At 72.3% G+C, this 26922-nt stretch carries 20 protein-coding genes, 1 pseudogene and 1 riboswitch; of the genes and pseudogenes, 10 read left to right on the forward strand and 11 right to left on the reverse strand.

Going from position 1 to position 26922, the window contains the following annotated elements; genetic code table 11:
- Positions 1–8: 8 nt before the first annotated feature.
- The 4 genes from sucC to ACZ5GP_RS25020 form a co-directional block, all read right to left on the reverse strand.
- A complete protein-coding gene (gene sucC / locus ACZ5GP_RS25005) occupies positions 9–1187 on the reverse strand; it encodes an ADP-forming succinate--CoA ligase subunit beta (protein ID WP_468752961.1) in 1179 nt (392 codons plus the stop codon).
- Between the two features lie 382 nt (positions 1188–1569).
- Complete coding sequence (locus tag ACZ5GP_RS25010; RefSeq protein WP_468752962.1) at positions 1570–2721, reverse strand: VWA domain-containing protein; 1152 nt, start codon at positions 2719–2721, stop codon at positions 1570–1572.
- Positions 2718–5180 carry a DUF5682 family protein gene (locus ACZ5GP_RS25015; protein WP_468752963.1) on the reverse strand — a complete coding sequence of 821 codons (2463 nt, stop codon included), beginning with the start codon at positions 5178–5180 and terminating at the stop codon, positions 2718–2720. Before ACZ5GP_RS25015 ends, ACZ5GP_RS25010 begins: the two co-directional genes overlap by 4 nt.
- Positions 5177–6301, reverse strand: coding sequence for an ATP-binding protein (locus ACZ5GP_RS25020; protein WP_358914014.1), 1125 nt, complete (start codon positions 6299–6301; stop codon positions 5177–5179). The genes ACZ5GP_RS25015 and ACZ5GP_RS25020 overlap by 4 nt, the downstream gene beginning before the upstream one ends.
- 152 nt (positions 6302–6453) lie before the next feature.
- Here ACZ5GP_RS25020 and ACZ5GP_RS25025 point away from each other — a divergent pair, with 152 nt between their 5' ends.
- Both ACZ5GP_RS25025 and ACZ5GP_RS25030 read left to right on the forward strand, forming a co-directional pair.
- The gene (locus ACZ5GP_RS25025) at positions 6454–7824 is read left to right on the forward strand and encodes an SWIM zinc finger family protein (RefSeq protein ID WP_468752964.1); all 1371 of its coding nucleotides are present in this window, start codon (positions 6454–6456) and stop codon (positions 7822–7824) included.
- A 100-nt stretch (positions 7825–7924) separates the two neighbouring features.
- Positions 7925–9694: a DUF5691 domain-containing protein gene (locus ACZ5GP_RS25030; RefSeq protein WP_468752965.1), complete on the forward strand. Its 1770-nt coding sequence runs from the start codon at positions 7925–7927 to the stop codon at positions 9692–9694.
- A gap of 48 nt (positions 9695–9742) precedes the next feature.
- Here the strand turns inward: ACZ5GP_RS25030 and ACZ5GP_RS25035 are convergent, their stop codons facing one another.
- Positions 9743–10159 (reverse strand): cobalamin B12-binding domain-containing protein, encoded by a 417-nt coding sequence (locus ACZ5GP_RS25035; RefSeq protein WP_358589627.1) that lies wholly within the window; start codon positions 10157–10159, stop codon positions 9743–9745.
- Positions 10160–10829: 670 nt separating this feature from the next.
- On the opposite strand from ACZ5GP_RS25035, the gene ACZ5GP_RS25040 reads away from it, so the two are divergent.
- Positions 10830–11726 carry a lipase family alpha/beta hydrolase gene (locus ACZ5GP_RS25040; RefSeq protein WP_468753163.1) on the forward strand — a complete coding sequence of 299 codons (897 nt, stop codon included), beginning with the start codon at positions 10830–10832 and terminating at the stop codon, positions 11724–11726.
- 225 nt (positions 11727–11951) lie between these two features.
- A complete protein-coding gene (locus ACZ5GP_RS25045; RefSeq protein ID WP_468752966.1) occupies positions 11952–13514 on the forward strand; it encodes a M23 family metallopeptidase in 1563 nt (520 codons plus the stop codon).
- Positions 13515–13595: 81 nt separating this feature from the next.
- On the opposite strand, the gene pcrA is transcribed toward ACZ5GP_RS25045, so the two are convergent.
- Positions 13596–16085 (reverse strand): DNA helicase PcrA, encoded by a 2490-nt coding sequence (gene pcrA, locus ACZ5GP_RS25050; RefSeq protein WP_468752967.1) that lies wholly within the window; start codon positions 16083–16085, stop codon positions 13596–13598.
- A 302-nt stretch (positions 16086–16387) separates the two neighbouring features.
- A riboswitch (cyclic di-AMP (ydaO/yuaA leader) is annotated at positions 16388–16543 on the forward strand.
- Between the two features lie 8 nt (positions 16544–16551).
- On the opposite strand from pcrA, the gene ACZ5GP_RS25055 reads away from it, so the two are divergent.
- Complete coding sequence (locus ACZ5GP_RS25055) at positions 16552–17838, forward strand: C40 family peptidase (protein ID WP_468752968.1); 1287 nt, start codon at positions 16552–16554, stop codon at positions 17836–17838.
- 115 nt (positions 17839–17953) lie between these two features.
- Here ACZ5GP_RS25055 and ACZ5GP_RS25060 read toward each other — a convergent pair whose 3' ends face one another.
- Complete coding sequence (locus ACZ5GP_RS25060) at positions 17954–18307, reverse strand: hypothetical protein (RefSeq protein ID WP_468752969.1); 354 nt, start codon at positions 18305–18307, stop codon at positions 17954–17956.
- 344 nt (positions 18308–18651) lie between these two features.
- Between ACZ5GP_RS25060 and ACZ5GP_RS25065 the strand changes: the two genes are divergently transcribed.
- Together ACZ5GP_RS25065 and ACZ5GP_RS25070 are read left to right on the forward strand one after the other, a co-directional pair.
- Positions 18652–19728, forward strand: coding sequence for a C40 family peptidase (locus tag ACZ5GP_RS25065; RefSeq protein WP_468752970.1), 1077 nt, complete (start codon positions 18652–18654; stop codon positions 19726–19728).
- A gap of 33 nt (positions 19729–19761) precedes the next feature.
- Positions 19762–20400 (forward strand): hypothetical protein, encoded by a 639-nt coding sequence (locus ACZ5GP_RS25070; RefSeq protein ID WP_468752971.1) that lies wholly within the window; start codon positions 19762–19764, stop codon positions 20398–20400.
- A gap of 489 nt (positions 20401–20889) precedes the next feature.
- Here ACZ5GP_RS25070 and ACZ5GP_RS25075 read toward each other — a convergent pair whose 3' ends face one another.
- Positions 20890–21618 (reverse strand): LuxR C-terminal-related transcriptional regulator, encoded by a 729-nt coding sequence (locus ACZ5GP_RS25075; RefSeq protein WP_468752972.1) that lies wholly within the window; start codon positions 21616–21618, stop codon positions 20890–20892.
- A complete protein-coding gene (locus tag ACZ5GP_RS25080) occupies positions 21615–22904 on the reverse strand; it encodes a PspC domain-containing protein (protein WP_468752973.1) in 1290 nt (429 codons plus the stop codon). Before ACZ5GP_RS25080 ends, ACZ5GP_RS25075 begins: the two co-directional genes overlap by 4 nt.
- Positions 22905–23087: 183 nt before the next feature.
- Here ACZ5GP_RS25080 and ACZ5GP_RS25085 point away from each other — a divergent pair, with 183 nt between their 5' ends.
- Positions 23088–24464, forward strand: a complete 1377-nt coding sequence (locus tag ACZ5GP_RS25085; RefSeq protein ID WP_468752974.1) for a PspC domain-containing protein — start codon at positions 23088–23090, stop codon at positions 24462–24464.
- Entirely contained in the window at positions 24451–24687 is a 237-nt protein-coding gene (locus ACZ5GP_RS25090; protein ID WP_468752975.1) for a hypothetical protein, read from the forward strand. The genes ACZ5GP_RS25085 and ACZ5GP_RS25090 overlap by 14 nt, the downstream gene beginning before the upstream one ends.
- A 178-nt stretch (positions 24688–24865) precedes the next feature.
- On the opposite strand, the gene ACZ5GP_RS25095 is transcribed toward ACZ5GP_RS25090, so the two are convergent.
- Positions 24866–25819 carry a helix-turn-helix domain-containing protein gene (locus ACZ5GP_RS25095; RefSeq protein WP_468752976.1) on the reverse strand — a complete coding sequence of 318 codons (954 nt, stop codon included), beginning with the start codon at positions 25817–25819 and terminating at the stop codon, positions 24866–24868.
- A 183-nt stretch (positions 25820–26002) separates the two neighbouring features.
- On the opposite strand from ACZ5GP_RS25095, the gene ACZ5GP_RS25100 reads away from it, so the two are divergent.
- Positions 26003–26809 (forward strand): SDR family oxidoreductase, encoded by an 807-nt coding sequence (locus ACZ5GP_RS25100; protein WP_468752977.1) that lies wholly within the window; start codon positions 26003–26005, stop codon positions 26807–26809.
- A 7-nt stretch (positions 26810–26816) separates the two neighbouring features.
- Here ACZ5GP_RS25100 and ACZ5GP_RS25105 read toward each other — a convergent pair.
- Positions 26817–26915: pseudogene (locus ACZ5GP_RS25105) on the reverse strand (IS5/IS1182 family transposase); the annotation flags it as partial.
- Positions 26916–26922 lie beyond the last annotated feature (7 nt).

Here is a 26922-nt window from a genome sequence, read left to right on the forward strand (position 1 = left end):
CTCGTCCCTTACTTCGCGGCCGCGAGCTCGGCGGCCTTGTCGGCCGCGCCGTCCATGGTGTCCACACGCTGCACGAGCGGGTGGTTGGCGTCGCTCAGGATCTTGCGACCCAGCTCCGCGTTGTTGCCGTCGAGGCGCACGACCAGCGGCTTCTCGACCTTCTCGCCCTTGGAGGCGAGCAGTTCCAGGGCCTGCACGATGCCGTTGGCGACCTCGTCGCACGCGGTGATGCCACCGAAGACGTTGACGAAGACGGACTTGACGTCCGGGTCGCCGAGGATGATCTCCAGGCCGTTGGCCATGACCTCGGCGGAGGCGCCGCCACCGATGTCGAGGAAGTTGGCGGGCTTCACGCCGCCGTGCGCCTCACCGGCGTACGCGACGACGTCCAGGGTGCTCATGACGAGACCCGCGCCGTTGCCGATGATGCCGACCTCGCCGTCGAGCTTCACGTAGTTGAGGTTCTTGGCCTTGGCCGCAGCCTCGAGCGGGTTGGCTGCGTCCTTGTCCTCGAGCGCGTCGTGCTCGGGCTGACGGAAGTCGGCGTTGGCGTCCAGGGAGACCTTGCCGTCCAGGGCCAGGATCCGGCCGTCCTTGGTCTTCACCAGCGGGTTGACCTCGACGAGGAGCGCGTCCTCGGCGACGAAGGTGTCCCACAGGGTCACCATGGCCTCGGCGACCTTCTCGGCCACCTCGGCCGGGAACTTCGCCTGCGCCACGATCTCGCGCGCCTTCTCGATGGTCACGCCCTCGACGGCGTTGACCGGGACCTTCGCGAGGGCCTCGGGGGTCTTCTCCGCGACCTCCTCGATGTCCATGCCGCCCTGCACCGAGGCCATGGCCAGGAAGGTGCGGTTGGTGCGGTCGAGGAGGTACGAGACGTAGTACTCCGCCTCGATCTCCGGGGACAGCTCGGCGATCATCACCTTGTGGACCGTGTGGCCCTTGATGTCCATGCCGAGGATGTCCGTCGCGCGAGCGACGGCCTCGTCCGGGGTCGCCGCCAGCTTCACGCCGCCGGCCTTGCCGCGGCCACCGACCTTCACCTGCGCCTTGACGACCGACTTGCCGCCAAGCCGCTCGGTGGCCTCGCGCGCCGCCTCAGGCGTGTCGATGACTTCACCGGCCAGCACCGGTACACCGTGCTTGGCGAAGAGGTCCCTCGCCTGGTACTCGAACAGGTCCACGCGCGTCCGTCCCTAATCCGTGATCTCGCTGCGATCTCGCTGCTTTGGTGTCAGCTGTCTGCGTGGGCGTGCCGCGGAGGGCAACGTGACTGCGCTGTCACAAGGGAGGCGTAGGACGGAGTCCCGTACGCGGCATGTCCGTCTCGCAGGTTATCGCCGTAGGCCGTGGGTCCCTAAATCGCAGATCACATTTGGGCGGTGATGACGGTCACAGCCCGGCCGCCGGCACGACGGTCACCTGCCGGCCGTGGGCATGACCGTCGCCACGGCAAACGGACCACTCCCGTTTCCTCCGGCGCGGCCGCTCGGCTCGGGTTGCGCCGATTGCTGATGCGATCCGGTGCTGATGCGATCCGGCGGGCGGGCGGCGCGGCGCCGGGCGTCACGCGTCGGGTATCGGCAGCGGCCGCCCTTCGATCGCCGCCGCCATCACCTCCGGGAAGAGGTCCGGCGTGCAGGCGAAGGCCGGCGCGTCCAGCGCGGCGAGCGCCGCCGCGTGCTCACGGTCGTACGCGGGCGCCCCTTCGTCGGAGAGCGCGAGCAGCGTCACGAACCCCACTCCGGACGCCTTCATCGCCGCGACCCGTTTCACCATCTCGTCGCGTATGCCGCCTTCGTAGAGGTCGCTGATGAGGACGACGACCGTGTCCGCGGGCCGGGAGATCCGCGCCTGGCAGTACGCGAGCGCGCGGTTGATGTCGGTGCCGCCGCCCAGCTGGGTGCCGAAGAGGACATCCACCGGGTCGTCGAGCCGCTCGGTCAGGTCCACCACGTTGGTGTCGAAGACGACGAGCCGCGTGTCGAGCGAGCGCATGGAGGCGAGCACCGCGCCGAACACCGACGCGTAGACGACGGACGCCGCCATCGAGCCGGACTGGTCGACGCAGAGGATGACCTCCTTCTTCACCGACCGCGAAGCCCGCCCGTACCCGATGAGGCGCTCGGGGACGACCGTGCGGTACTCCGGCAGGTAGTTCTTGAGGTTGACCGCGATCGTGCGGTTCCAGTCGATGTCGTGATGACGGGGCCTGCTGACGCGCGCGCCGCGGTCCAGGGCGCCGGTGAGCGCGGAGCGCGTCCTGGTCGCGAGCCGCTTCTCCAGCTCCTCGACCACCTTGCGCACGACGGCGCGCGCCGTCTCCTTGGTGGTCTCCGGCATGGCCTTGTTGAGGGAGAGCAACGTGCCCACCAGGTGCACGTCCGCCTCGACGGCTTCCAGCATCTCCGGCTCCAGGAGCAGCGCGGAGAGCCCGAGCCGGTCGATGGCGTCACGCTGCATGACGTGGACGACGGACGAGGGGAAGTACGTCCGGATGTCACCGAGCCAGCGCGCCACGGACGGCGCGGAGCCACCGAGGCCCGCCGAACGGCCCCGGCCCCCGTCCTCCTGCCCGCCCCCCGCCCCGTACAGCGCGCCGAGCGCGCCGTCCATCGCCGCGTCCCTTCCGGCGAGGGCGCGCCCCGTCCCGTCCGCGCCGTCCCCGCCGAGCACGAGGCGCCACCGCCGCAGCCGCTCGTCCGTCCCGCCGGTCATCCCGCCACCCCCACCAGGTCGTCGCTCTGTGTCCGTGCCGTGCCGAGCAGCAGCCGCAGCGTCGGCAGGACGGCGTCCGCGCGCGCGGCGTCGATCTTCTCGGCGAACCCGGGCACCCCGCCCCCGGCGACCGCGCCACCGGCCCCGCCCGGCCCGCGCCGCACCAGCTCTCCCAAAGTGCGCCGCACCCCCGGCTCGTACGCCGAGAACGTGCGCCGCAGCAACGGCAGTACGTCGATGAAGGCGTCGTCCGAGACACCGCTCAGCCAGTCGTCCACCAGGCCCAGCAGCCGCTCGTCGTGCACGAGGAGCATCCCGCCCCCGGAGCCGCCCCCGACGAACCCCTCGATCCACGCGGCGCCCTCGGCCGGCTCGCTCCCCCGGGACAGCGCCAGGCCCATGAGCCGGCCCGCCTCCCCGTCCGCCAGCTCCCCGGCGTCCAGCAGCAGCCGCGCGCAGCGCCCCCGCACGACCCCCGCGACGGTCTCCCGCCGCGCCAGCACGCGCAGCACGGCGCTCCACCGGGCCCGGATCTCTGCGGGGCCCGTGCTCTGCGGCGCGGCGGCCTCGTCATCGGGACGCGGAAGAGGGGAGACATGCCGTGCCGCAGCCCCCGCATCCCCGGCGGACCCGCCGGCGCCCTCACTTGCGGCAGGTGCCGACCGGAGCTCCGCCAGCAGCCCCACCGCCCGGTGCACCGCGTCGACATGCCCCCGCATCTCCTGGGCCGCGTCCGCGTCGAGCCCGGCGCAGGCCGCCGGGAGGCCGACGAAGATCCGCTCCGCGAGGCCGTGGGCGACCTCGGCGAGCGCCGCCATGTCCGTCCCCCGCACGTCCCCGTACCGCAGGGACCGCACGAGTGCGGGCAGGGCCTGCGCCAGGTGTCCGACGTCCGCGTCCAGCGCCGCCCGGTCGGCGAGCACCCGCATCACCACGGGCAGCGCGTCCGGCAGCCGGGCCAGCAGGCACCGCTCGGCGAGCGCGGTGACCTCGGCGAGGCCCACCGCCGCGACGGCGTCGGAGGATGCCCGGCCCGTGGCCGCGCCCAGCACCGTGGTCCCCCAGACCCCCGCCTCGGCGACCCGCACGGACAGCTCCGGCTGCCACCGCAGGCGCCAGGTCTCCCGGAACGTCCCCGTGCTCCCCCGGGAGCCCGTCGGCTCGCCCCAGCCGATGCCGAGGAGCCGCAGGCGGTGCAGCAGTGTGCTGCGGGCCGCGTCCGTCTCCTTGCGCAGGTCCAGCTCCAGCTCCCGCTCCTGTGCCTCGGGCTTGATCCGCAGCTTGCGCTGGAGCATGGTGAGGTCGCGCTGGAGCGGCACCGCGGGCGCCGACTCCGGGACCTCGCCCAGCACGTCCCCCACGACGAGCCGGTCGTGCACCAGGGCGAGCGGCACGTCCGAGCCCTCGCACATCACCGCCCGCACGGCGTCGGTCGTCTCGGTGAGCCCCGCCAACGGCCGCCCGCGCATAGCGGCGAGCGTCTCAGCGAGCCGGACCGCCTCGATCACGTGCGCGGACGAGACGAGCCTGCCCTCGGCGCGCAGCAGCCCCGCTACCTTCGTCATCCAGCGCTCGACGGGCCGGTCGGGCGCGCCGAACAGATGGCCGTACCAGCCGGGGGACGCGATGCCCGCGCCGTACCCGCCGGCGCGGGAGAGCCGGCGGTGCGTCCAGGGCACCCACGTCATCTCGGCCTTCACCTTGGGCAGGCCCTTGAGCAGCGCCCGGTCGGCGGCCACGGAGACCTTGCGGCGCAGCGCGGGCACGTGCCAGGCGCCGCACACCACCGCCACCCGGTCGGGCCCGAACTCCTTCTGCGCGGCCCTTGTCCGGAGCCGCATGTGGGCCTCGCGCACCAGGTCGCGGTCGTGTCCGCCGTCGCCGTAGGCCTCGCGCAACGCGCCCATGGCGTCGCTCAGCGCCTCGAACGGCGCGAACGGGTCCCCGCCCGCCTCCCGGTGCTCCACGACGTCCTCCCACCAGCGCTCGGGGTCGTCGTATCCGGCGGTCCCGGCGAGGACGGCCAGCGGGTCGATCCGTACGGCATCACCCACGGCCTCCGTCTCCGGGGTGGCCCCGGGCCCGTCCCCGGCCCCCTCCTCGGCCCACGCCAGCGAATGCGCCGCCGGTAGGTCGATGAAGCGGACGGGCACGCCCCGTGCGACGGCCCACCGGATGGCCACCCACTCCGGGGAGAACTCGGCCAGCGGCCAGAACGCCGAGCGGCCCGGCTCGTCGGCCACGTGCGTGAGCAGCGCGACCGGCGGCCGCATCCCCTCGTCGGCCGCGAGGCCCACCAGGGGGTCGGCCTCCGGCGGTCCCTCGATCAGCACGGCCTCGGGCCGCGCCTCGTCCAGCGCCGCCCGCACCGCGCGGGCCGATCCGGGCCCGTGGTGCCGCACCCCGAGCAGCAGCGTCCCCCCGGCCCCGGCCGCCCCCCGCGCCGTGGCCCCGGTCATGCGCTCACCTCACGGCACGCGCGGTAGAAGTCCTTCCAGCCGTCACGCTCCCGCACGACCGTCTCCAGGTACTCCTGCCAGATCACGCGGTCCGCCGCCGGGTCGCGCACGACGGCGCCGAGGATGCCGGCGGCGACGTCGCCGGGGCGCAGGACGCCGTCGCCGAAGTGGGCCGCGAGAGCCAGGCCGTTCGTGACGACGGAGATCGCCTCGGCCGTCGACAGGGTGCCGCTGGGCGACTTCACCTTCGTGCGCCCGTCGGCCGTGACGCCGTCGCGCAGCTCGCGGAAGACGGTGACGACACGGCGTATCTCGTCGATGCCCTCGGGCCCGGCGGGCAGGTCGAGCGAGCGGCCGATCTGGTCGACGCGGCGCGAGACGATGTCGACCTCCGCGTCGGCGCTCTCCGGCAGGGGCAGGACGACGGTGTTGAAGCGGCGGCGCAGGGCGCTGGAGAGGTCGTTGACCCCGCGGTCGCGGTCGTTGGCGGTGGCGATGAGGTTGAAGCCCCGTACGGCCTGCACCTCCTGGCCCAACTCGGGGATGGGCAGGGTCTTCTCGGAGAGGATCGTGATGAGCGTGTCCTGCACGTCGGCCGGGATGCGGGTCAGCTCCTCGACGCGCGCCGTCATGCCCTCGGCCATGGCCCGCATGACAGGGCTGGGCACGAGCGCGTCGCGGCTCGGGCCGTGCGCGAGGAGCCGGGCGTAGTTCCACCCGTAGCGGATGGCCTCCTCCGGTGTGCCCGCCGTGCCCTGCACGAGCAGCGTCGAATCCCCGCTGACCGCGGCGGCGAGGTGCTCCGACACCCAGGTCTTCGCGGTGCCCGGCACGCCGAGCAGCAGCAGGGCGCGGTCGGTGGCGAGGGTGGTGACGGCGACCTCCACGATGCGGCGCGGCCCCACGTACTTGGGCGTGATCACCGTGCCGTCGGGCAGTGTGCCGCCGAGCAGATAGGTCGCGACGGCCCATGGCGAGAGCTTCCACCGCTGCGGCCTCGGCCGGTCGTCCTGGGCGGCGAGCGCGGCCAGTTCGGCGGCGAAGGCGTGCTCGGCGTGGGGCCGCAGCACGCCGGACGGACGCGCGGTCGCGGACGTCGTCGAGTCGACGGAAACGGTCATGAGCGATCCCCCTCCTGCTCGTCCGGGCACGTGTGGCCCGGATGTGTTCCCACCGTGCACCACGCCACTGACAATCGACCGGAGCCCGCCTGTGACCTGCGCGGATACCGGCGCCGGGGTCGATTGTCAGTGGCGGGGCCTACCTTCGGGACATGACTCAGCAGGGGGTGCGCTGGACGGCGGATCAGGTGCTGGCACTGGCGCCTGACGCCCCGTCGCGCAAGACGGGAAGCAGACTCGGCGTCGCCGGCCCATGGTCGGAGGCGGGCAGTTCCGGCGAGGGGGCGGTGTGGGGGCTGTGCAAGGGCAGCGGCAGCAAGCCGTATCAGACGATCGTGGATATCTCGGCCCCGGCGGGTCCGGCGTACAAGTGCAGTTGTCCGAGCCGGAAGTTCCCGTGCAAGCACGCGCTGGGGCTGCTGCTGGTCTGGGCCGCCGGCGACAGCACCGTGCCGGACGGCGCCCCGCCCGCGTGGGCCGAGGACTGGCTGGCCTCCCGCCGCAACACCACCGCGAGCGGCGGGAGTTCGGCCACCTCACCCGTCGCCGCCCCGGCGGATCCCGAGGCGGCCCGCAAGAGGGCGGAGAGACGGGCCGAGCGGATCACCGCGGGGGCGACGGAACTGGAACAGCGCCTGTGCGACCTGCTGCGCTCCGGCACCGCCTCCGCCGAACAGACGGGGTACGGCCTGTGGGAGGAGACGGCGGCCCGCATGGTCGACGCGCAGGCCCCCGGTCTTGCCGCACGAGTACGGGAGTTGGGGGCCATACCGTCCTCGGGACCCGGCTGGCCGGTGCGCCTGCTGGAGGAGTGCGCCCTGCTGCACCTGCTCGACCAGGGCTGGCTCCGCCGCGACGAGCTGCCGCCCGAACTGGCCGCCACCGTCCGCTCCCGCGTCGGCCTGCCCGGCCGGCCCGAGGCGCCGCCCCTGCGGGACCACTGGCTGGTCCTCGCGCAGTACGACACCGGGGACAGCAAGCTGACCACGCGCCGCGCCTGGCTGCACGGCACGCAATCAGGCCGCACGGCGCTGCTCCTCTCCTACGGTGCGGCGGGCCGCCCCCCGTCACTCGCCCTGCCGGTGGGCCTCGCCCTCGACGCGGAGCTGACCGCCTATCCGGGGGCGCGGCAGCTCCGGGCGGAGCTGGGCGAGCAGTTCACGGCCCCGGCGCCCACGACACGGCGCCCGCCGGGCGTACGGACGGAGGAGGCCGCCGCCCTGTACGGCGAGGCGCTGCGTGACGACCCCTGGCTGGACGCCTGGCCCGTGACGCTCCGCGACGTCATACCGACCCCCGTCGAGCAGGGGCGACAACCGGCCGGACAGCCATGGCAACTGGCCGACGCCGACGGGAAGCTGGCGCTGCCCATGACGTCCGCCACTCCCGCTCCGGGCCTCTGGCGGCTGGTCGCCCTGTCCGCGGGCGCACCGCTGACGGTCTTCGGCGAGTGCGGCCACCGGGGCTTCACCCCCTTGGCCGCGTGGGCCCGGGACACGGGAGAGACGGTGCCGCTGTGCTGACCCACGAACACCAGGAGGGCCGGCCCCGTCAGGAGGGTCGGGCCCACGCAAGGAGCAGCCGACCCGCGCAAGAAGCAGCAGGCCCGCTCAGGAGGAGCAGATGACCGCCTCACCCGCAGCGGCGCGGCGGCCCGCGCCCGCCACTCCCGCCGACGTTCCCACTGGTAGTGCCGCTGGAGCGGCTGCAGGGCCACCTCCTAGTCCCACCGGCACTCCTCCCGCCGCCGGACGCGCTTCCTGGGAGGAACTGATCACGGCGGCCCTGCTCGGCACCGACCGACGCGCACTGCCCGCCGACCGCACCGCGCCCGGCAAGACGGCGCCGGCCGCCCTCCTGGACGAGGCGGCGGTACAGACGGTCCGCCGCAGAGCGGGACTGCGCCCGGCGCCGGCCGCCACCCCGCCCGAACCCGCGGCCCGGGATCCGAGGCCTGCGGTGCCCCCCGCCGCCCGGCGCAGGCTCGCCACGCTGCTCACCGGCCGGCCCGGCACCGGCGGCGGTGGCAGGCGCGGTGTGACACCCGACCTGATGGAGCTGCTCCCCCAGTGGCTGGCCCTGGCCAACGCCCGGGGGTACGGCGCGCCGCCGGAGCTGCTGCCCGCCCTGCTCGACGCGGCGCGTGGCCGCACGGACCTGCGCCCCCAGGCGCTGACCTTCGGGGGCCCCAGGGCCCTGTGGCTCGCCCGGCTCAACCCCGACTGGAGGTTCGCGCTCCGTGCCACCCCGGGGGGCGGTGTGGCGCTGCCCTCGGCGGACGACACGGCCGACGTCCGCCGGCTGTGGGAAGAGGGCCTCTTCGCGGAGCGGGTCGCGCTGCTCGCCGCGCTCCGCGCGCACGACACCGCGGCCGCCCGGGAGTTGCTCGCCTCGACGTGGGCGACGGAGCGGGCGGAGGACCGCCTGATGTTCCTCGATTCCCTCCGCACCGGCCTGTCCGCCGCGGACGAACCGTTCCTGGAGCGGGCCCTCACCGACCGCAGCCGCAACGTCCGCTCCACCGCCGCCGAGCTGCTCTCCTCGCTTCCCGGCTCGGCGCTCGCCGGGAGGATGGCGGCCCGGGCGGCGTCCTGCGTGGCCGTGGACCACGTGTCGAGCCGGCCGACCCTCATGGTCGAGGCCCCGCACGAGTGCGACGCGGGCATGGAGCGGGACGGCGTCTCCCCCAAGCCGCCGACCGGCCGGGGCGAGCGCTCCTGGTGGCTCGGCCAGCTGGTGGAGGCGGCACCGCTCGCCATCTGGCGGACCCGGCTCGGCCGGCGTACCCCGGCGGAGATAGTGGCGCTTCCGGTCGCCGACGACTGGCGCGGCGAGCTGCACGCCGCGTGGTGCCGTGCGGCCGTACGCCAGAAGGACGCGACCTGGTCCAGGGCCCTGCTCGGCACCCCCACGTCCCCGGACGCGGCGGGCCCCGGAGCCGTGTCGCTCGCCGAACGCGCCAAGCTCCTCGCCTCGCTGCCCGCGGCGGAGCGGGCCGAGTGGGTCGCCGGCTTCATCGCCTCGCACGGCCTGTCCGAGGCGTTCCAGCTGCTCGGCGTGTGTGCCGTCCCCTGGGCCGAGCCGCTGGGCCGCGCGGTGGTCGACGCCCTGAACATCGCGCGGGACGCGGGCAGTTACCCCTGGAGCTTCAGCGGCGTCATGGGTCTGGCCGAACGCTGCCTCGACCCCGAGGAAGCGGTCCGCCTGGAGTCGCTCACCGCGGTCCCGGACGAACCGGACGACGCCTCACCCGGAGCGGGCGGCTACTGGTCGGAGGCGTTCCAGCGCCTGGTCACCACCCTGCGGCTGCGCGCGGCGATACGTGACGAACTGTCGCCACCGGTCACCGCTCCTCGGCCCCCGGGCACCGGAGTGGAGCCGCGGGCGCGCTGATGCCGGGGGTGGGGCCGGCCCTGAGCCAGGACCCGGGGCACCCGGAGGTCAGGCCCCGGCGGGCTGCCGCACGTTGGCCCGGACCCACTCGACGATCGAGGTCGTGGTGGCCCCGGGGGTGAAGATCTCCGCGACGCCCTTCTCCTTGAGCGGCGCGATGTCCGCCTCCGGGATGATGCCGCCGCCGAACACCAGGATGTCCTGCGCGTCCCGCTCCTTCAGGAGCTCGATCACCCGCGCGAAGAGCGTGTTGTGCGCCCCGGACAGGATGGACAGGCCGATCGCGTCGGCGTCCTCCTGGATCGCGGTGTCCACCACCTGCTCGGGCGTCTGGTGCAGCCCGGTGTAGATGACCTCCATACCGGCGTCACGCAACGCCCGCGCGATCACCTTGGCTCCACGGTCGTGCCCGTCCAGCCCCGGCTTGGCGACCACCACGCGGATCGGCCCGGCTGCCACACCCATCACTGCCTCCATGTACCGATATCCGTACCGACATCCATCTGTCCGAGCATGCCCGAGCACGGACACCCCGCGCCGCGACGACGGGGGAAGTGAACGAACGTTATCTCCAGCATCGCGCAAGCGGCAGTTTCGCGGCGGAGAGGGAGGGGGAAATCACACGTGGGACACATTCGCTGCGCGCCGTCCACCGAGCGGGGGTTCACGCCCCGCTCGCGGACCAGGCGCGAGGGGAGCCGCATCGAGATCGCCGGACCACCACGCCGACAGCCGCCCGGCGTGGTGGTGCGGTGCATCGGCGACGCGACGGGGGCAGGGTGCCGTTCGTACGCCGGCATCCGCGGCCCCGTCGCGCGACCGACTCTCCTTGCCCACGACTCCCCCTAGGGCACACGGGGGACGGCGCCGTCCTCCCGTGCTGCCGGTCGGGAGGTCGACGATGCCGGTCACCGGGGCCCGCCCCTTTCGCGCCCGCGGTTTTCCGCTGCCCAGACCGCCCGGGACCGGGCTCTCGGCACTGCTGCCGCTGCCCGCGCTGTCGACGCTGCGGACCCTGCCTTTCCTGCCCTTGGTACGGGGGAGGCCGCGACCCAGCTGGGCTTCGCTGCCCTCCCTACCGTCCCTGCCTTCGCCGCTTTCGGTTTCCGCCCTGCCCGGCCTGTCCGGACTGCCGATGCTCTCCGCCCTGCCCGGCCTGTCCGCACTGCCGATGCTGCCCGCGCTGCCCGCACTGCCCGTGCTGGGGGCCCTGCCCGCGTTGCCCGGCAGAATCGCGGGCCGGTTCTCGGGAGCGCTCCTGAAGGCCACCGCCCTGGAAGTGGCGATCCTCGCGGGCCACCTCGTCCTCTATCCCTCGGGCATCGCCCAGGAGCGCAGGGCGATGCCCGTCCAGCCGCCACCCGACGCGCCCCGCCTACCCCCTGACGGGCGCCCCCCGGTTCTCCTCCTGCACGGCTTCGCCGACAACCGCTCCGTGTTCGTCCTGCTCCGCCGCGCACTGACCCAGCACGGCGGGCGCCGGGTGGAGTCGCTCAACTACTCACCGCTGACCTGCGACATCCCCACGGCCGCCGAGCTACTCGGCCGGCGCGTCGAGGAGCTGTGCGAGCGCACCGGCCACGCCCGGGTGGACATCGTCGGCCACAGCCTCGGCGGCCTGATCGCCCGCTATTACGCCCAGCGCCTCGGCGGGGACGTACGCGTCCGCACGCTGGTCACGCTCGGCACCCCGCACACGGGCACCCGCGTCGCACCGCTCGCGGACGCTCACCCGATCGTGCGGCAGATGCGTCCGGGGTCCGCCGTGATCGAGGAGCTGAAGGAACCCGCGCCCGACTGCCGTACGCAGTTCGTGAGCTTCTGGAGCGATCTCGACCAGGTCATGGACCCGCCGGAGACCGCCTGTGTCGACCATCCCGACCTGCTCGCGCAGAACATCCAGGTGACCGGAATCGGCCATCTCGCGCTGCCGGTCCATCCGGCGGTCGCGAACGGCGTGCGCGAAGCGCTCGATCTGGCCGAACCGGGGGCGGATGCCAAGGGGGCACCGGGCGGACTCACGGTCGCCTGACCTCTTGGCCGATGACGGCTGCTCACGCATTCACAGCCGCACATCCCGTCCCGGCTCGAACAAGGGTCGAACGCAGTACCAAGCCGATGCCCATAGTCCCCCGAAAGAAGGCTGAATGCCCGTTTACTGCAACCATGAAACCTGCCGAAGATTGTCGCGCCCGCATACCGCCGGGTACAGTCGCCGCACTGCTCTGCCCCTGCTGCCGAGGCGAAAGAGAAGTTGGTGAACGACCGTCACCCGTCGGGGAGCTCGACTCCCCCGCCCTCGGCACCCGGCGCCGATTACCCCCACTACGCGACGTACGACCAGCAAAGCGCCCCGCACGGCGGCTACGGCTATGACGCCTACTCCACCGGCAGTTGCGACACCGGGGTCTTCGACACCGGCACCTTCGCGACCGACCCGCTCTTCGGCGAGATGAGCGGCGCCGAGTACGACACCGGCCAGTGGGCGACCGCCCCGGACACCCGTCAGCAGGCGGACGACGCCTCTCGGCAGCCGGCCGCCTACGACACGTACGCCGGGCAACAGCACGGCGCCCACGACACCGGCAGTCACGACACCTCCGGCTGGTCGACCGGCGCCTATCAGCACCTCGTCGGCATTCCCTCCCAGCAGGGCCCCGACAGCACGGGCCAGTGGGACACCACCGACTGGAGCCAGGCGCCCACGACCGGCCAGTGGGAGACCCAGGCCTTCGACACGGGCGCCTACGACGCCACCGCGTGGAACTCCGCCGGTGAGTCGCGGGAGTCGCACGAGACACATGCGACGCACTCGTCACACGGGACGCCCTCGACGCACGAGTCCGCGGAATCTGAGCCTCCGCAGCCGTACGAGGCCGGTGAGGCGTACGAGAGCATCGAGCGGTACGAACTGACCGAGCAGTACGAGATCTCCGCCGAGGCCGCATCCGCGGACGCGGACGCCTACGAAGGCGGGGACGAGGACCCGTACGAGGACGCGGAGCACGAGCCCGCCGCGCACGTCCCGGTCCCCGCGCCCCGCGCCGCCCGCGGCAAGAGCGGCGGATCTGGAGCGGGCCGGTCGAGGACCCGCCGCCGCACTCCCGCCAAGCGTTCCGCTCTGCTGACCGTCGCCGTGCCCTCGGCCTGCGTGATGGGCGTCGCCGGAGTGGCCGCCGCCTCCGTGGGCAGCTTCGGCGGGGACGACCACAAGGAGACGGCGGCCTCGGTCCCGGACGCCGCGTCCGTGCAGCCTTCCACCGCCAACAACAAGCTGGACACCCAGTTGGCGAACCTCTCCGCGGACGCGGGTGACTTCGCTGACCGGGCGAGCCGCACGCAGGAGCGCATCGACCTCAAGGCCCAGAAGGTGGCCGCGCAGAAGAAGGCGGCGGCGGAGGCGGCGCGCAAGGAACGCATGCGCCCCAAGTTCGTCCTGCCGGTCAAGCAGCACGGGCTGAGCGCGCAGTACGGACAGGCGGGCGTCAACTGGATGTCGGCGCACTCCGGCATCGACTTCCCGGTCTCGTACGGCACAGAGGTCTTCGCCGCGACCGACGGCACCGTGACCACGAAGTGGAACAGCGCCTACGGCAACATGGCGATCGTGACCGCCAAGGACGGCACGGAGACGTGGTACTGCCACCTCTCCCAGCACAAGATCTCCAGCGGTCCGGTGAAGGCGGGCGAGACCATCGCCTTCTCCGGGAACTCCGGCAACTCCACGGGCCCGCACCTGCACTTCGAGGTGCGCCCCAGCCACGGCTCGGCGATCGACCCGCTGCCGTGGCTGCGCAGCCACGGCCTCGACCCGACGTAGCCGAGGCCGCCCCGCCGGGCGCGGCTCGCCGATGGGCCGCCGCCGGCGAAGGCGCGGCCCATCGGGCTCCCGCCCTCGGCGTTACAGCTTCTCGACCGGCGCGTACCGCAGCAGGAGCCGCTTCGGCTTGGGCTCACCGAAGTCCACCGTCGCCTCGGCGTTCGCCCCCGTGCCCTTCACCCCGACCACGGTCCCCAGGCCGAATTGGTCGTGCGTCACCCGGTCCCCGACCGCCAGCGAGACCACCGGCTTCTCCGAGGCGCGGCGGGTCGCGAAGCCCTGCGCGCCACCGGTGCGCGAGCGCGAGGAGGACAGCGACGAGGCGATGCCACCGGCGGGACCGGAGGACGCGAGGGGGCCGACGGAGCCCTTCCGCTTCCAGTCCAGATGCGTATCCGGAATCTCTTCGAGGAAGCGGGACGGCGGGTTGTACGAGGGCTGGCCCCAGGCGCTGCGCATCGAGGACCGGGTCAGGTAGAGCCGCTCCCGCGCACGCGTGATGCCCACGTAGGCGAGGCGACGCTCTTCCTCCAACTCCTTGACCTGCCCGAGGGAGCGCATGTGCGGGAAGACGCCGTCCTCCATACCGGTCAGGAACACCACGGGGAATTCCAGGCCCTTGGCGGTGTGCAGCGTCATGAGCGTGATGACTCCGGAGCCGTCGTCCTCCTCATCCGGAATCTGGTCGGAGTCGGCCACGAGCGCGACGCGCTCCAGGAAGTCGGAGAGCGTGCCCGCCGGAGCGGCGGCCCCCTCCTCGCCTTCCGCCCGCTCGTTGCCCTGCGCGTTCTCCTGCTCGAATTCGAGTGCGACGGCGGCGAGTTCCTGGAGGTTCTCGATGCGGGTCTCGTCCTGCGGGTCGGTCGACGCCTGCAGTTCGGCGAGGTAGCCGGTCCGTTCGAGCACGGCCTCCAGGACGACGGCCGGGCCCGCGCCGGACTCGACGATGGTCCGCAGGTCCTCCATGAGCGCGTTGAACCGCTTGACGGCGTTGGTGGAGCGGGCCGCCATTCCGTACGCCTCGTCGACGCGACGCAGTGCCTGCGGGAAGGAGATCTTCTCGCGCTGCGAGAGGGCGTCGATCATCGCCTCGGCGCGGTCGCCAATGCCCCTCTTGGGGACGTTGAGGATGCGCCGCAGCGGGACCGCGTCCTCGGGGTTCGCGAGAACGCGCAGGTAGGCCAGCACATCGCGGACCTCCTTGCGCTCGTAGAAGCGGACGCCGCCGACGACCTTGTAGGGCAGGCCGACACGGATGAAGATCTCTTCGAAGACACGGGACTGGGCGTTCGTCCGGTAGAAGATCGCGACGTCGCCGGCCTTCGCGTCACCCGCGTCCGTGAGCCGGTCGATCTCGTCGGCGACGAACTGCGCCTCGTCGTGCTCGGTGTCGGCGACATAGCCGGTGATGCGGGCGCCCGCGCCCTGGTTGGTCCACAGGTTCTTCGGGCGCCGGCTCTCGTTCCGCTCGATGACGGCGTTGGCGGCGGTCAGGATCGTCTGCGTGGAGCGGTAGTTCTGCTCCAAGAGGATCGTCGTCGCGTCGGCGTAGTCCTCCTCGAACTGGAGGATGTTGCGGATGGTGGCACCGCGGAAGGCGTAGATCGACTGGTCCGCGTCACCCACCACGCACAGCTCCGCGGGGTCGTCGCCCTCGCCTCCGGAGGGGCCGACCAGCTCGCGCACCAGTGCGTACTGCGCGTGGTTCGTGTCCTGGTACTCGTCGACCATGACGTGCCGGAAGCGGCGGCGGTAGTGCTCGGCGACGTCCGGGAAGGCACGCAGGAGGTGGACCGTCGTCATGATCAGGTCGTCGAAGTCCAGCGCGTTCGCCTCGCGCAGGCGTGACTGGTACATGGCGTAGGCCTGGGCGAGGGTCTTCTCGAAGCCGTCGGCCGCCTGCGCCGCGAAGTCCTCCTCGTCGATCAGCTCGTTCTTCAGGTTCGAGATCTTGGCGCTGAAGGACTTCGGCGGGAACTTCTTGGGGTCCAGGTCGAGATCGCGGCAGACCAGGGCCATCAGGCGCTTGGAGTCCGCGGCGTCGTAGATCGAGAAGGAGGACGTGAAGCCCAGCTTCTTGTACTCGCGGCGCAGGATGCGGACGCAGGCGCTGTGGAAGGTCGACACCCACATCGCGTTGGCCCGGGGGCCCACGAGCTGCTCGACGCGCTCCTTCATCTCGCCCGCGGCCTTGTTCGTGAAGGTGATCGCGAGGATCTGGCCGGGGTGCACACCGCGCTCGGCGAGGAGGTACGCGATGCGGTGGGTCAGCACGCGGGTCTTGCCGGAGCCGGCGCCGGCGACGATGAGCAGCGGGGCGCCCGCGTGCACGACGGCCGCGCGCTGGTTCTCGTTCAGCCCCTCCAGGAGCGTCGCCGGGTCGATGACCGGGCGCGGGGCACCGTCGCGGTAGTGCGTGTCCCGGGTCATGGGCACGTCGAACTTCCCGCTGAACAAGTCGTCCGGAACGGGTTCCGGAGCGCTGTCCTCGGGCGGCGGCGGGGGCTCTTCGTCCGCGGCCCGGGAAGGCTGCAGGTCCGCCAGGAAGCTGTCATCAAAGAGGCTGCTCATCGCCTCCCGAGTCTAGGCGGCCCCACTGACAAACCGCCCCGGGTTCCGACCACCTCACATCCGCCGGTGACTCACATCCGGTGACCGGCTCACCTTCCTCTACGCCCCGCCCACGAACGCTCACGCTCCGCAGCGGCCCCCGGGCTTCCCGCGTCATGCTCACCTCACGCCCGCATCAAGGCCCTCGTAAAGTCACGGAAATGTATCGGGCATATCGAACATCAACCTTCACACCCGCCTCACGAGTTGGCTAGCGTGCTGCGCGGGCCGCTCGTCCCCCGCCGGCGAACCTCGCCGGGAGCGGGTGGCCTCCGCCGAGTCCGACGCGTTCGGAGCCGGGGACCCACCGAAAACCTGGGGTGAATCGGTCCCGTACGCAGTACGGGACCGTAGGGCAACCTTCCGGAGCACCCGCCCGAACCCGACAGCTAACCCGGTAGGCGGTCTACGGAAGGAGTCGCCTCCCTTGGCGTCGCACCGCAAGCCACGGACCCGGCCGACCGCACCCCGGACCCGCACCACCCCGGCCGTCGGCATCACGACGGCGGCCCTGACCTCCGTGGCCCTCCTGTCGCAGAGCGCGCAGGCAGCCCCCTCCGAGCCGACGAGGCCCCGCCTCGAAGAGCCCGGCCCCGAAGGACCCAGCCTCGAAGAGGTGCGGAAGAAGGTCGACGACCTCTACCACCAGGCGGGCGTGGCCACCCAGAAGTACAACTCGGCCAAGGAAAAGACCGACAAGCAGCGCAGGAGGACCGACCGCCTGCTCGACGACGTGGCCCAGCGCGCGGACAAGCTGAACGAGGCACGTCAAAAGCTCGGCTCCTACGCCGCCGCGCAGTACCGCACCGGCGCCGCCTCCCATACGGCCGCGATGATGCTGGCCGACGACCCTCAGGGTTACTTCGACCAGAACCACCTGGCGGGCCGGCTGACCGCGCGGCAGAAAAAGGCCGTGGACGACTACCAGGCGCAGCAGGCGTCGGCGACGAAACAGCGCGCGAGGGCGGCGCAGAGCCTCGAGACGCTGAGCGACTCCCGCGACGGCCTCAGGACGAGCAAGCGGACCGTCCAGAAGAAGCTGGGCGAGGCGCGTGAGCTGCTCTCGGAGCTGACCGCCGAGGAGAAGGCACGGCTCGCGGCGGCCGAACGGAAGCGGGAGCGGGAGGCCGAGCGCAAGGCCGAGGGACTGGCGCGCGAACAGGCCGCCGAGGCGGAGCGCAAGCACAAGGCCGAAGAGGCGGCGCGGAAGGAGACGGATCGGGGCCAGGGGCAGGGGCACGGGGGCGGGCAGGCCGAGGGTGCGGGAGAGGGCCAGGACGGCGGCTCAGGGACCGGAGCCGGGTCGGGTCCCGGGTCGATCCCCGGGTCGATTCCCGGGTCGGGGAGCACGGACAGCGGGTACTCCACCAAGGCCGCGAAGGTCGTCGATTTCGCACGGGCCCAGCTCGGCAAGCCGTACGTCTGGGGCGCCACCGGTCCGGATTCCTACGACTGCTCCGGGCTCACCCAGGACGCGTGGAAGGCCGTCGGGATCTCCCTGCCGCGCACCACATGGGATCAGGCGAAGGCGGGCACAACCGTGAGAACCGCCGATGCCGAGCCGGGTGACCTGGTGTTCTTCTACGACGACCTCAGTCATGTGGGGATCTACATCGGCGACGGCACGATGATCCACGCCCCGAGGCCGGGCGCGAACGTCCGTGTCGAGGCGATCTCCTACCTGCCCATCCACAGTGTGGTGCGCCCGGCATAACCCTGGTGAGCGCCCTCTACGCGCGCGTGGCCCGCACTCTTCGCGGAGTGCGGGCCACGCGCGCGTAGAGGGTCGCTAACGGAGGGCCGTTACCGGAGGGCCGTCATTGGGGGGATCAGGTCCACAGCACGGCGATGAAGATGTTGGCCGTCGTCAGCAGCCCCACCGCGCCGAACACGCCCTTGTCGATCTTCTCCTCGTCCCGCTTCACGTAGACCAGCGCGAGGATCACGATCAGCACGGCCATCTTGATGCCGATCTTGAGGTTGTTGACCGGGTTGTCGTCGGCCTGGTTCAGGCCCACCAGGACGGCACCGGTCACGAGCATGGTCAACGCGCCGTGCAGCATCGCGGGGCTGAAGCGGGCGGTGCCCTGGCCCATCTGCTTCATCTGGGTCAGGAAGCCGCCCAGGAGCGAGGCGATGCCGATGATGTGCAGGCCGACGAAGAGATGGATGAGTACGTCCATGAGGCCGGAGCCTAGCCCGGCCCCACGTCGCCCACCTCGGGCGGCCCCTTATCACCCCGCGACGGACAGCTGGGGCACAGCCACCACAATGGCCACACTCATGACAAGTAGGTCATCGAATCCGCATCCGGAACGGGCATACATGGTCGCCGTTCCGCCCACTTCCGTCAGTTGCACGCAAGCCCTCACCGGGCCGTTACGTCCGGGTTTAGCGTCCTTCACCAGGTGACCGGATCCCCACCGCCGCCCGTCCAGGGCGGCAGTCGGTCATCACCGCCGAGAAACCCGGCGGCGGCCCGCTCCCCCTGTGCGGGCCGTCGCCGGTCAGGTAAGGAGCCCCCTTCGTGGCAGCGCACCGCAAACCCCGACAGCGCTTGCTCACCGGCCGTGCGGCCCGCACCGCCGCCACCCTCGCCCTGGCGGGAGCCGCTTCGGTGACCGCCCTCGACGGCACCGGGCACGCGGACCCCCGGCTCAGCCCCGCCGAGGTGAAGTCCAAGGTCGACGCGCTCCACCGGGAGGCGGAGATCGCCACCGAGAAGTACAACGGGGTGAAGGAGAAGGCCGAGAAGGCCGAGACCTCCCTCGGCGAGCTGCGCGACGAGGCGGCCCGCAAGACGGCCGAACTCAACTCCGCCCGCGAAAGCCTCGGTTCATACGCGGCCGCCCAGTACCGCGCGGGCGGCATCGACCCCTCCGTGCAGCTCGCGCTCTCCTCCGACCCCGAACAGTTCCTGGACCGCGCCTCGTTCGCCGACCGGGCCGGCAACCGCCGGGCCGCCGCCATCAGGGACGTGCGCAAGAAGCTCCGTCAGATCGACCAGCTGCACGCCGAGGCCGACGGTCACCTCTCCACCCTCCGCTCGCGCCAGGCGGAACTGCGGAAACACAAGAACACGATCACCGGCAAACTCGGTGAGGCCAAGCGGCTGCTGTCCCGGCTCACCGCCGAACAGCGCACACAGCTCGCGGACGCCGAGCAGCGCACACAGCTCGCGGACGACAACACCGACCGGGTCACCCGTTCGCACACCCGGACCCCGCAGCCGCACGCACCGTCCAAGGCTCCCAACGCCCGCGCCGCGGCCGCCGTCTCCTACGCCTACAAGGCGATCGGCAGCCCCTACGTATGGGGCGCGACGGGCCCCAACGCCTTCGACTGCTCGGGGCTGGTCCAGGCCGCCTACCGGGCGGCGGGCGTCTCGCTGCCCCGCACCACCTACGCCCAGATCGCCGCCGGGGAGCGCGTCGCACGCTCCGCACTCCGCACCGGTGACCTGGTGTTCTTCTACTCGGGCATCAGCCACGTCGGCATCTACGTGGGCAACGGCCAGATGATCCACGCCCCGAACCCGAGCGCCCCGGTGCGGCTCGCACCGATCGACCACATGCCGTTCGCGGGCGCCACCCGGGTGGTGTGAACCGGCCCGACGGCCCCCAGTACTGTCGGGTCCATGCCCAGCCGTACGTTGCCGCCGCCTCCCCCTCCCGCGCAGCTGCGCACCTGGCCGGACCGTCGGGCGCTGCTCACCGACCGGGGCATGGCCCTCCACGAACTCCGCCGACGCCACCTCGGGGTGCACCGGCTCCTGTTCCTGTGGCTGTGCGGTCTCGGCGCCGTGATCGGCTGGGCACTGCTGATGCAGCCGATCAAACTCATCGAGGAGAAGGACGCCACGGGGCTCATCCTCGGCCCGGTCCTCGCGGTCCTCGGCCTCGCGGCGCTGGCGCCCTCGGTGGTCGGCGTCGTCCTCAGCCTCCGCCGCGACCGGCGGATACGAGAACTCACCGACGCCTGGATCGCCCTGGACCGAGACCCGGCGTCCGACGCCCGTCTGCGCTCCCCCGGCCTCAGCCTCTTGTGGCTCCTGTCCTCCCTCGCCGTGTGCGCGCTCGGCCTGTGGGCGTCCTTCGAGTCGGCCGCGTACGCCGAACCCGGCCACGAGACGTACGCCGACGTCGCCCTCGGCATGGGCACGGGCCTCCTCCTGTGGCTGACGGGCCTGCTGGGCGCCGCCAAGGCCCTCACCCACTACCGCTGGGCCCTGCGGGTACTGGCGCCGCTCCCGGCCCCCGGCGGCACGCACCCCTAGCGCGACTCCACCGAGCCCCCTTCCCGAAGTCCGTCTACGAATACTCAGCGCTGGTCACGCCGGCCCCGAGTACTCGCCCGTGTGCGGTGCGGAAGCCGCGCTCCTCCCGCGAGGTGCGGGTTCGATGGGCCGGCGACAGCCACTACCGACCCCCGCTGGACGGCACCCTCTGCCGACCAAGCTGACCGCGCACCGCGCGAGGGCGGCCCAGGCGGCGGCACTACCCGGGACGACCCTGGCGGCCCCGCTGCCCAGGTCGTCCCCCGAGGCGCCCACCACTCAGGGCGACCCGGCGCACCCGACGCCTAGGGACGGCACCCGACGCCAGAGGCAGAACCCGGCGCCAGGGGCGGCACCCGACGCTCGAGGCAGCACCCGGCACCCAGCCAACCTGGCCGCGCCCCGTGCCTCGCACCCCGAACCTCGCGCAGTCAGCCCCCGTACCGGCCGGCCGCTGCGCGACCGGCTCCGCAGCAGCCCCTCAGCACCTCAGACCAGCCGCCGCGCCGTCGCCCACCGCGTCAACTCATGGCGGTTGGAGAGCTGAAGCTTCCTCAGGACCGCCGAGACATGCGACTCGACCGTCTTCACGGAGATGTAGAGCTGCTTGGCGATCTCCTTGTACGCGTACCCCCGCGCGATCAACCTCAGGACCTCCCTCTCCCGCTGCGTCAATCGGTCCAGGTCCTCATCGATCGGGGGCGCGTCCGTGGAGGCGAAGGCGTCGAGGACGAAGCCGGCCAGGCGTGGCGAGAACACCGCGTCGCCGTCCTGCACCCGGAAAATGGAGTCCACCAGGTCCGTACCGGTGATGGTCTTGGTGACATAGCCCCGGGCACCGCCCCGGATGACGCCGATGACATCCTCGGCGGCATCGGAGACCGACAGCGCCAGGAAACGCACCGGACTCTCCGCGTCGGCCATCAACGGTGCGCAGCGGCGCAGCACTTCCACGCCTCCGCCACCCGGAAGGTGCACGTCCAGCAGGACGACCTCGGGGCGTGCGGCCCTGATGACCGTGACCGCCTGGTCGACGTCGGCGGCCTCGCCGACCACCTCGACGCCGGTGATGTCGGTCCGGCCGATCTCCGCCCGCACCCCGGTACGGAACATCCGGTGGTCGTCGACCAGGACGACCCGCACACGACGCCCACCCGCACCGCCCTCGTCCGAACCGGTCGGCTCCGCGGGTTCGCCCGCCTCGGTCGCGTCGCTCATGTCGTCGCCGTCCTCTCCATCTCCAGCTCGACTTCCGTGCCGCCGCCCGGCACCGCGCGCAATCGCGCCGTGCCGCCATTGCGCTGCATGCGGCCGATGATCGATTCTCGTACGCCCATGCGGTCGTCGGGAACGGAATCCAGGTCGAAGCCGGGTCCGCGGTCCCGGACGGACACGAACACCGTCTGCCCCTCGACTTCGGCGAAGACCTGCACCGCACCGCCCTCGCCACCGTACTTGGCGGCGTTCACCATGGCTTCCCTCGCGGCCTGCATCTGGGCGGTCAGCCGCTCGTCGAGCGGGCAGTCCCCGACCACGACGACCTCTATGGGCACCCCGTGCTTGTCCTCGATCTCCGCCGCACTGCGGCGGACCGCCTCGGCGAGGGTGTCGGGCTCCTCGTCCTCATCCTTGCCCGTCCCCTCGGGGTTGTAGAGCCAGGCCCGCAAGTCGCGCTCCTGCGCGCGGGCGAGGCGGCGCACCTCGCCCGCGCTCTCCGCGTTGCGCTGGATCAGGGTCAGGGTGTGCAGCACGGAGTCGTGCACATGAGCGGCGACCTCGGCTCTCTCCTGGGCGCGGATGCGCATCAGCCGCTCCTCGGAGAGGTCTTGCATCATGCGGACGAGGTAGGGGCCGGCGAGAAGGGCGACGCCGACGAGCACGGCCAGCGCGGCCTGCAGCACGGCCCCCAGGTGTGCGGCGGACCCTTGGAGCACGAAGATGCCGGTGACCCCGGCGCCGACCAGGAGCACTCCGGCCGCCGATCGGGCGAGCGTGATGGTGCGCCGGCGGCGGCCGACGGCCATCCAGCGGGCCCGGCGGGCATTGTCGGCCTGGCGCCAGACCAGGGCGACACCGGCGGCGACGAGCAGGGTCGGCACCACATACGCCTTGGTCGAGCCGTCCAGTTCCACATTGCCGACGAAGACCATGCAGACGACGACCATCGCGAGGAGCGCGACTATCTGGCCCTTGTCCGGCTTGCGCGCCACGAGTCTGCGGCGGCCGTCCGGCGATGTCTCGGTCGTGACGGCCGCGGGTGGCCGCTCGGCGTCCACGCCGCCGATGCCCAGCGGGACGAAGAACCAGAACGCCGCGTACAGCAGAGCACCGAGGCCGTCCGCCGTGAACAGACCGACGAAGACGAGCCGGACCCAGACCACGGGCAGTCCGAGATGCCCCGCGAGGCCGCGTGCGACACCGCCGAGCCAACGCCCGTCACCGCTGCGGTACAGCTTGCGCAGCGGTCGGGCGTCGTCGATGGGCGGTGCGGCGGCTTCCGGCATGCCTCGATATTCACACGCGGGCGCGCACGCGGGCATCAGGGTCGGTCCCCGAGACTTCCCTGATCTCGGCCCCCGCCCCGTCCCTGTCAGGGGTGTGGCCCGAGTCGTCTCAGGGGTGATATCAGGGTCGGGCCAGGGTCGTCCCGACTGCCGCGGCGGGCTCGCGGCAGTCACCATGGACACATGACAGATCAGCAGCCCGCCGAGACGGAGACCGAGGCCGCCATCCATGTCGCCCTGCGCGACGCGTACGGCGAGCCGGGTGGTCCCGCGGGCAGTCGCGAGGAAGCCGGCCTGCCCGTGGGGGAGCTGAAGTTCCGCCGCGACCGCCGGCACAAGAAGCTCGGCGGGGTGTGCGCCGGTCTCGGGCGGCACTGTGACATGGACCCGGTGATCTTCCGCATCGGTCTCGTGGTCCTGTCGATCACGAGCGGCCTCGGCCTGGTGTTCTACGGCTTCGCCTGGCTCTTCGTGCCGTACGAGGGCGAGGAGGAGAACGAGGCGCGCAGGCTGCTCTCCGGCCGGGTGGACGGCCAGGCGTTGACGGCCGTGCTCTTCGCACTTGTCGGTTGCGGAGTCTTCCTCACTCTGTTGAACAACGGCGGGGCGCTGACGTTCGCCGCTGTCCTCACCCTTCTCCTCGCGGGCGCGGGGTACTGGTCTCAGCAGCGCGGGGCCCTCGACCCCGACCCGGTCACCGCGCACGCCGCGGCTGACGCGCCACCGGAGGCCAAGGCGCCGCCCGTCGCCGGCGGGCCTTCCTGGTGGCGGGATCCCATGGCCAAGGACGGCGCGCACGAGCGGTCCCCCTCCTATTTCTGGGGCCCCGCCAGTCTCGACATCGCCTACCAGCCGACGGGCGGCCACCAGGGCGTGCCGCGCGCCAAGACAGCGGCCGCCCCGCCGCCCGCGCCTCCCCGACCACGCGGCCCGCGCAGGATCGGCGGCCGGGTTTTCCTGCTCGCCCTGCTCGCCGGGGGCCTCGGCACCGGCCTGACCTGGGAGAGCCACCCGCTCGGCACGACGTTGCAGACCGGCCTGGCATGCGCGCTCGCGGTCTTCGGTCTCGGCATCGCGGTCAGCGCCTTCCTGGGACGGACCGGGGCGGGTTCGATCGTGCTCGCGGTGCTCACGGCCGGCCTCCTGGCGGGCGCGGCGGCCCTGCCGGAGAACATCACCACCGACTACGTCCGCACGGACTGGATACCCCAGTCGGCAGCGGACGTCCGCCCCCAGTACGAGGTGGGCCTGGGCACCGGCAAGCTCGACCTGAGCCGGATCGACGTCGGCAAGGGACGGACGCTGGAGACCAGCGCCGAGGTCGGCATGGGTGACCTGCGGGTGATCGTGCCGAAGAACGCCACCGTGCGGCTGCACGCGGAAGTGGGCCTCGGCGCCATCGGATTGCCGAACGACAAGAACAAGGACCTGGACGTCGCTCCGGACCGCGAGAAAGACGTGACGCTGAAACCGCCCTCGGGCAGTAAGGACGGCGGCACGATCGATCTGCGGCTCGAAGTGGGCGTCGGACAAGCGAAGGTGACCCGTGCTGCGTCATGAATTCCACCCCGGCAAGCTGGTGGCGGGCCTCTCCCTGCTGGCAGTCGCCGTCGTCTACGCGGGCGACGTGGGCGGCGCCTGGAAAGCGCCGTGGTTCGTCGCCGCCCCGCTCGTGCTGGCCGGCCTGCTGCTCGCGGGCGTGACGGCGACGCTCCACGGAATAAGACCGCGCGGCACCGCCCAAGCGCACGGCCAATCCAGAGGCAGGGACCGGCAGGGCTGAGAGGCAGGGCTGAGAGGCCTGCGACAGGGTCAGCGAGGAGGCCGGCGGCGCGAGGTTCGAGGCTGGGCGTCAAGGGTCAGGGCCGGGGCATCGGCCGGGGGCACGTCTGCGAACGGGGCCCGTGGTGTCACCTTCCAGGGCGTGCCTGGCGGGTCGGTGCGGGACATCGTTCGACTTGCTATGACGTGCACACCCACCAGGTACGGCACGCGTCGTCGGAGGGGATCGACGGCACGGCTGTCGGGTGGCCAGGACGGTCAGTTCCGGGACAGCGGCCCGTGCCCGCCTGGTCCGCCGCGACCAGACCGCGATCTGCCAGTGCGCCGAGCACCGTCTGGGCCTGCGACCCCGGCTCCGCCACGAAGGTGACCAGGGCCTGGTCCGGCTCGTCGGGCAGGCGGAGTGTCTCGCGGAGCAGGGGCAGCTCGCCGGTCGCGGGGTGGCGTATGCGCTGGATGCCGTGGGAGTTCTCCCGTACATGGTGTTCGGCCCACAGGCGGTTGAAGTCGTCGCTGCGGACGGAGAGTTCGCCCAGGAGGCCACACAGCCGGTCGTCACAGGGATAGCGGCCCAGGTCCATGCGCAGCGCGGCCACGGTGTCGCGGGCCGTCTGCTCCCAGTCCGGGTACCGCTCTCGGGCCCCCGGGTCGAGGAAGTGCAGCCAGGCCACGTTGCGCCGCTCGGCGGGCAGGGCGTCGAAGTCGCCGAACAGCACCCGGGCCAGACGGTTGGAGGCCAGGATGTCGAGGCGCCGGCCGAGGACGTAGGCGGGCACCTCGTCGAGCGCCCCCAGCAGCACCTGGATGCCGGCGCGGACCGGCTGCGGAGCGATCTCCTGTGCGGGCGAGTCGCGCAGGGCACGTGTCAGGTGGCCCAGGTGCGCGCGCTCGGCGGCATCGAGCCTCAACACCTTGGCGACCGCGTCGAGGACGCTGTCGGAGACGTTCTGGGACCGGCCCTGCTCCAGCCGTACGTAGTAATCGACGCTGACTCCCGCCAGCTGCGCCAGCTCTTCCCGGCGCAGACCGGGCACGCGCCGCCGTCCGCCGAACGGACGTACACCGACGTCCTCCGGGCTCAGGCGGGCGCGCCGGGACCGGAGGAACGTGGCGAGTTCGGTGCGGAAGTCCATGGCTCAAGTGTCGGCCAAGCCTGGTTCTGCCAGACCCAGGGTCGAACAGAACCCTGGGCAGGCGTGCGCGCTCCGAGCAGAGTCGAGATCGCCAACCGGCACCGCACGCCTACACAGACGCACGCGCGCACACGCACACACGCACACACGCACACGTACACATACGCACACCCGGAGAACACCATGACCACGACGACCACGACCACGACGGCGCCGCAGACCACCTCGTCCGCCCGGCCCCTTGCCGGCAGGGTGGCGGTCGTGACCGGAGCCTCCAGCGGCATCGGCGAGGCCACCGCGGATCTGCTGGCCGTGCAGGGAGCCCACGTCGCCCTGCTGGCCCGGCGCGGTGATCGCCTGGCCGAGCACGTGGCACGCATCGAAGCGGCCGGTGGCACCGCGCTCGCCGTGCCGGCGGATGTGACCGATCCCGCCTCGATCGCGGACGCCGCCACTCGCGTCCGGGAGCGCTTCGGCCGTGTCGACCTCGTCGTCAACAACGCGGGCCTCGCGCTGCCCGACCTCCTCGGCCAGGCCGCCGGTACCAACTGGCGGCGCATGATCGAGGTGAACGTCACCGGTGCCTGGGCCGTCGTGGAGGCCTTCGTGCCGGACCTGCTCGCCGCGGCGGCCGACCGGGGCCACGCGGACCTGGTGACCATCTCGTCCGTGGCCGCGCAGACCGTCCTGCCCGGCTTCGGCGGCTACGCCGCGAGCAAGGCCGCCCTCAGTCACCTCTCCCGCAACCTGCGCGCCGAACTCGCCCCCGGCGACGTGCGGGTGACCAACATCGAGCCGGGCGCCGTCGACACCGAACTGCGCGACCACATCGGCGACCCCGCCATCAGCGCCGCCGTCCAGGAAGCCATGGACTCCATCGAGAAGATACCCAGCGGGGCCGAGGTCGCCGAGGTGATCGCCTTCGCCGTCAGCCGCCCTCGCCACGTCAATCTGGCGCAGATCTCCGTCCTGCCGTCACGCGAGGTCTGAGGGCTGGGCGACGCCGTAGGTACCGGCGGTTCCGGCGGGACGAGTACGGTTTGTCGCCGCCCGGGTGATCGGGGGCGTGTGCCCGCGCCGGCCGCCCCCTCACCGGCCCTATG

The sequence above is a fragment of the Streptomyces sp. NPDC031466 genome (assembly GCF_055581265.1).

Coding starts and splice junctions, on each gene's coding strand:
- ACZ5GP_RS25010 (WP_468752962.1), bottom strand. CDS start 2,721: ATGACCGGCGGGACGGACGAGCGGCTGCGGCGGTGGCGCCTCGTGCTC.
- ACZ5GP_RS25015 (WP_468752963.1), bottom strand. CDS start 5,180: ATGACCGGGGCCACGGCGCGGGGGGCGGCCGGGGCCGGGGGGACGCTG.
- ACZ5GP_RS25020 (WP_358914014.1), bottom strand. CDS start 6,301: ATGACCGTTTCCGTCGACTCGACGACGTCCGCGACCGCGCGTCCGTCC.
- ACZ5GP_RS25025 (WP_468752964.1), top strand. CDS start 6,454: ATGACTCAGCAGGGGGTGCGCTGGACGGCGGATCAGGTGCTGGCACTG.
- ACZ5GP_RS25030 (WP_468752965.1), top strand. CDS start 7,925: ATGACCGCCTCACCCGCAGCGGCGCGGCGGCCCGCGCCCGCCACTCCC.
- ACZ5GP_RS25035 (WP_358589627.1), bottom strand. CDS start 10,159: ATGGGTGTGGCAGCCGGGCCGATCCGCGTGGTGGTCGCCAAGCCGGGG.
- ACZ5GP_RS25040 (WP_468753163.1), top strand. CDS start 10,830: ATGCTCTCCGCCCTGCCCGGCCTGTCCGCACTGCCGATGCTGCCCGCG.
- pcrA (WP_468752967.1), bottom strand. CDS start 16,085: ATGAGCAGCCTCTTTGATGACAGCTTCCTGGCGGACCTGCAGCCTTCC.
- ACZ5GP_RS25060 (WP_468752969.1), bottom strand. CDS start 18,307: ATGGACGTACTCATCCATCTCTTCGTCGGCCTGCACATCATCGGCATC.
- ACZ5GP_RS25070 (WP_468752971.1), top strand. CDS start 19,762: ATGCCCAGCCGTACGTTGCCGCCGCCTCCCCCTCCCGCGCAGCTGCGC.
- ACZ5GP_RS25075 (WP_468752972.1), bottom strand. CDS start 21,618: ATGAGCGACGCGACCGAGGCGGGCGAACCCGCGGAGCCGACCGGTTCG.
- ACZ5GP_RS25080 (WP_468752973.1), bottom strand. CDS start 22,904: ATGCCGGAAGCCGCCGCACCGCCCATCGACGACGCCCGACCGCTGCGC.
- ACZ5GP_RS25085 (WP_468752974.1), top strand. CDS start 23,088: ATGACAGATCAGCAGCCCGCCGAGACGGAGACCGAGGCCGCCATCCAT.
- ACZ5GP_RS25095 (WP_468752976.1), bottom strand. CDS start 25,819: ATGGACTTCCGCACCGAACTCGCCACGTTCCTCCGGTCCCGGCGCGCC.
- ACZ5GP_RS25100 (WP_468752977.1), top strand. CDS start 26,003: ATGACCACGACGACCACGACCACGACGGCGCCGCAGACCACCTCGTCC.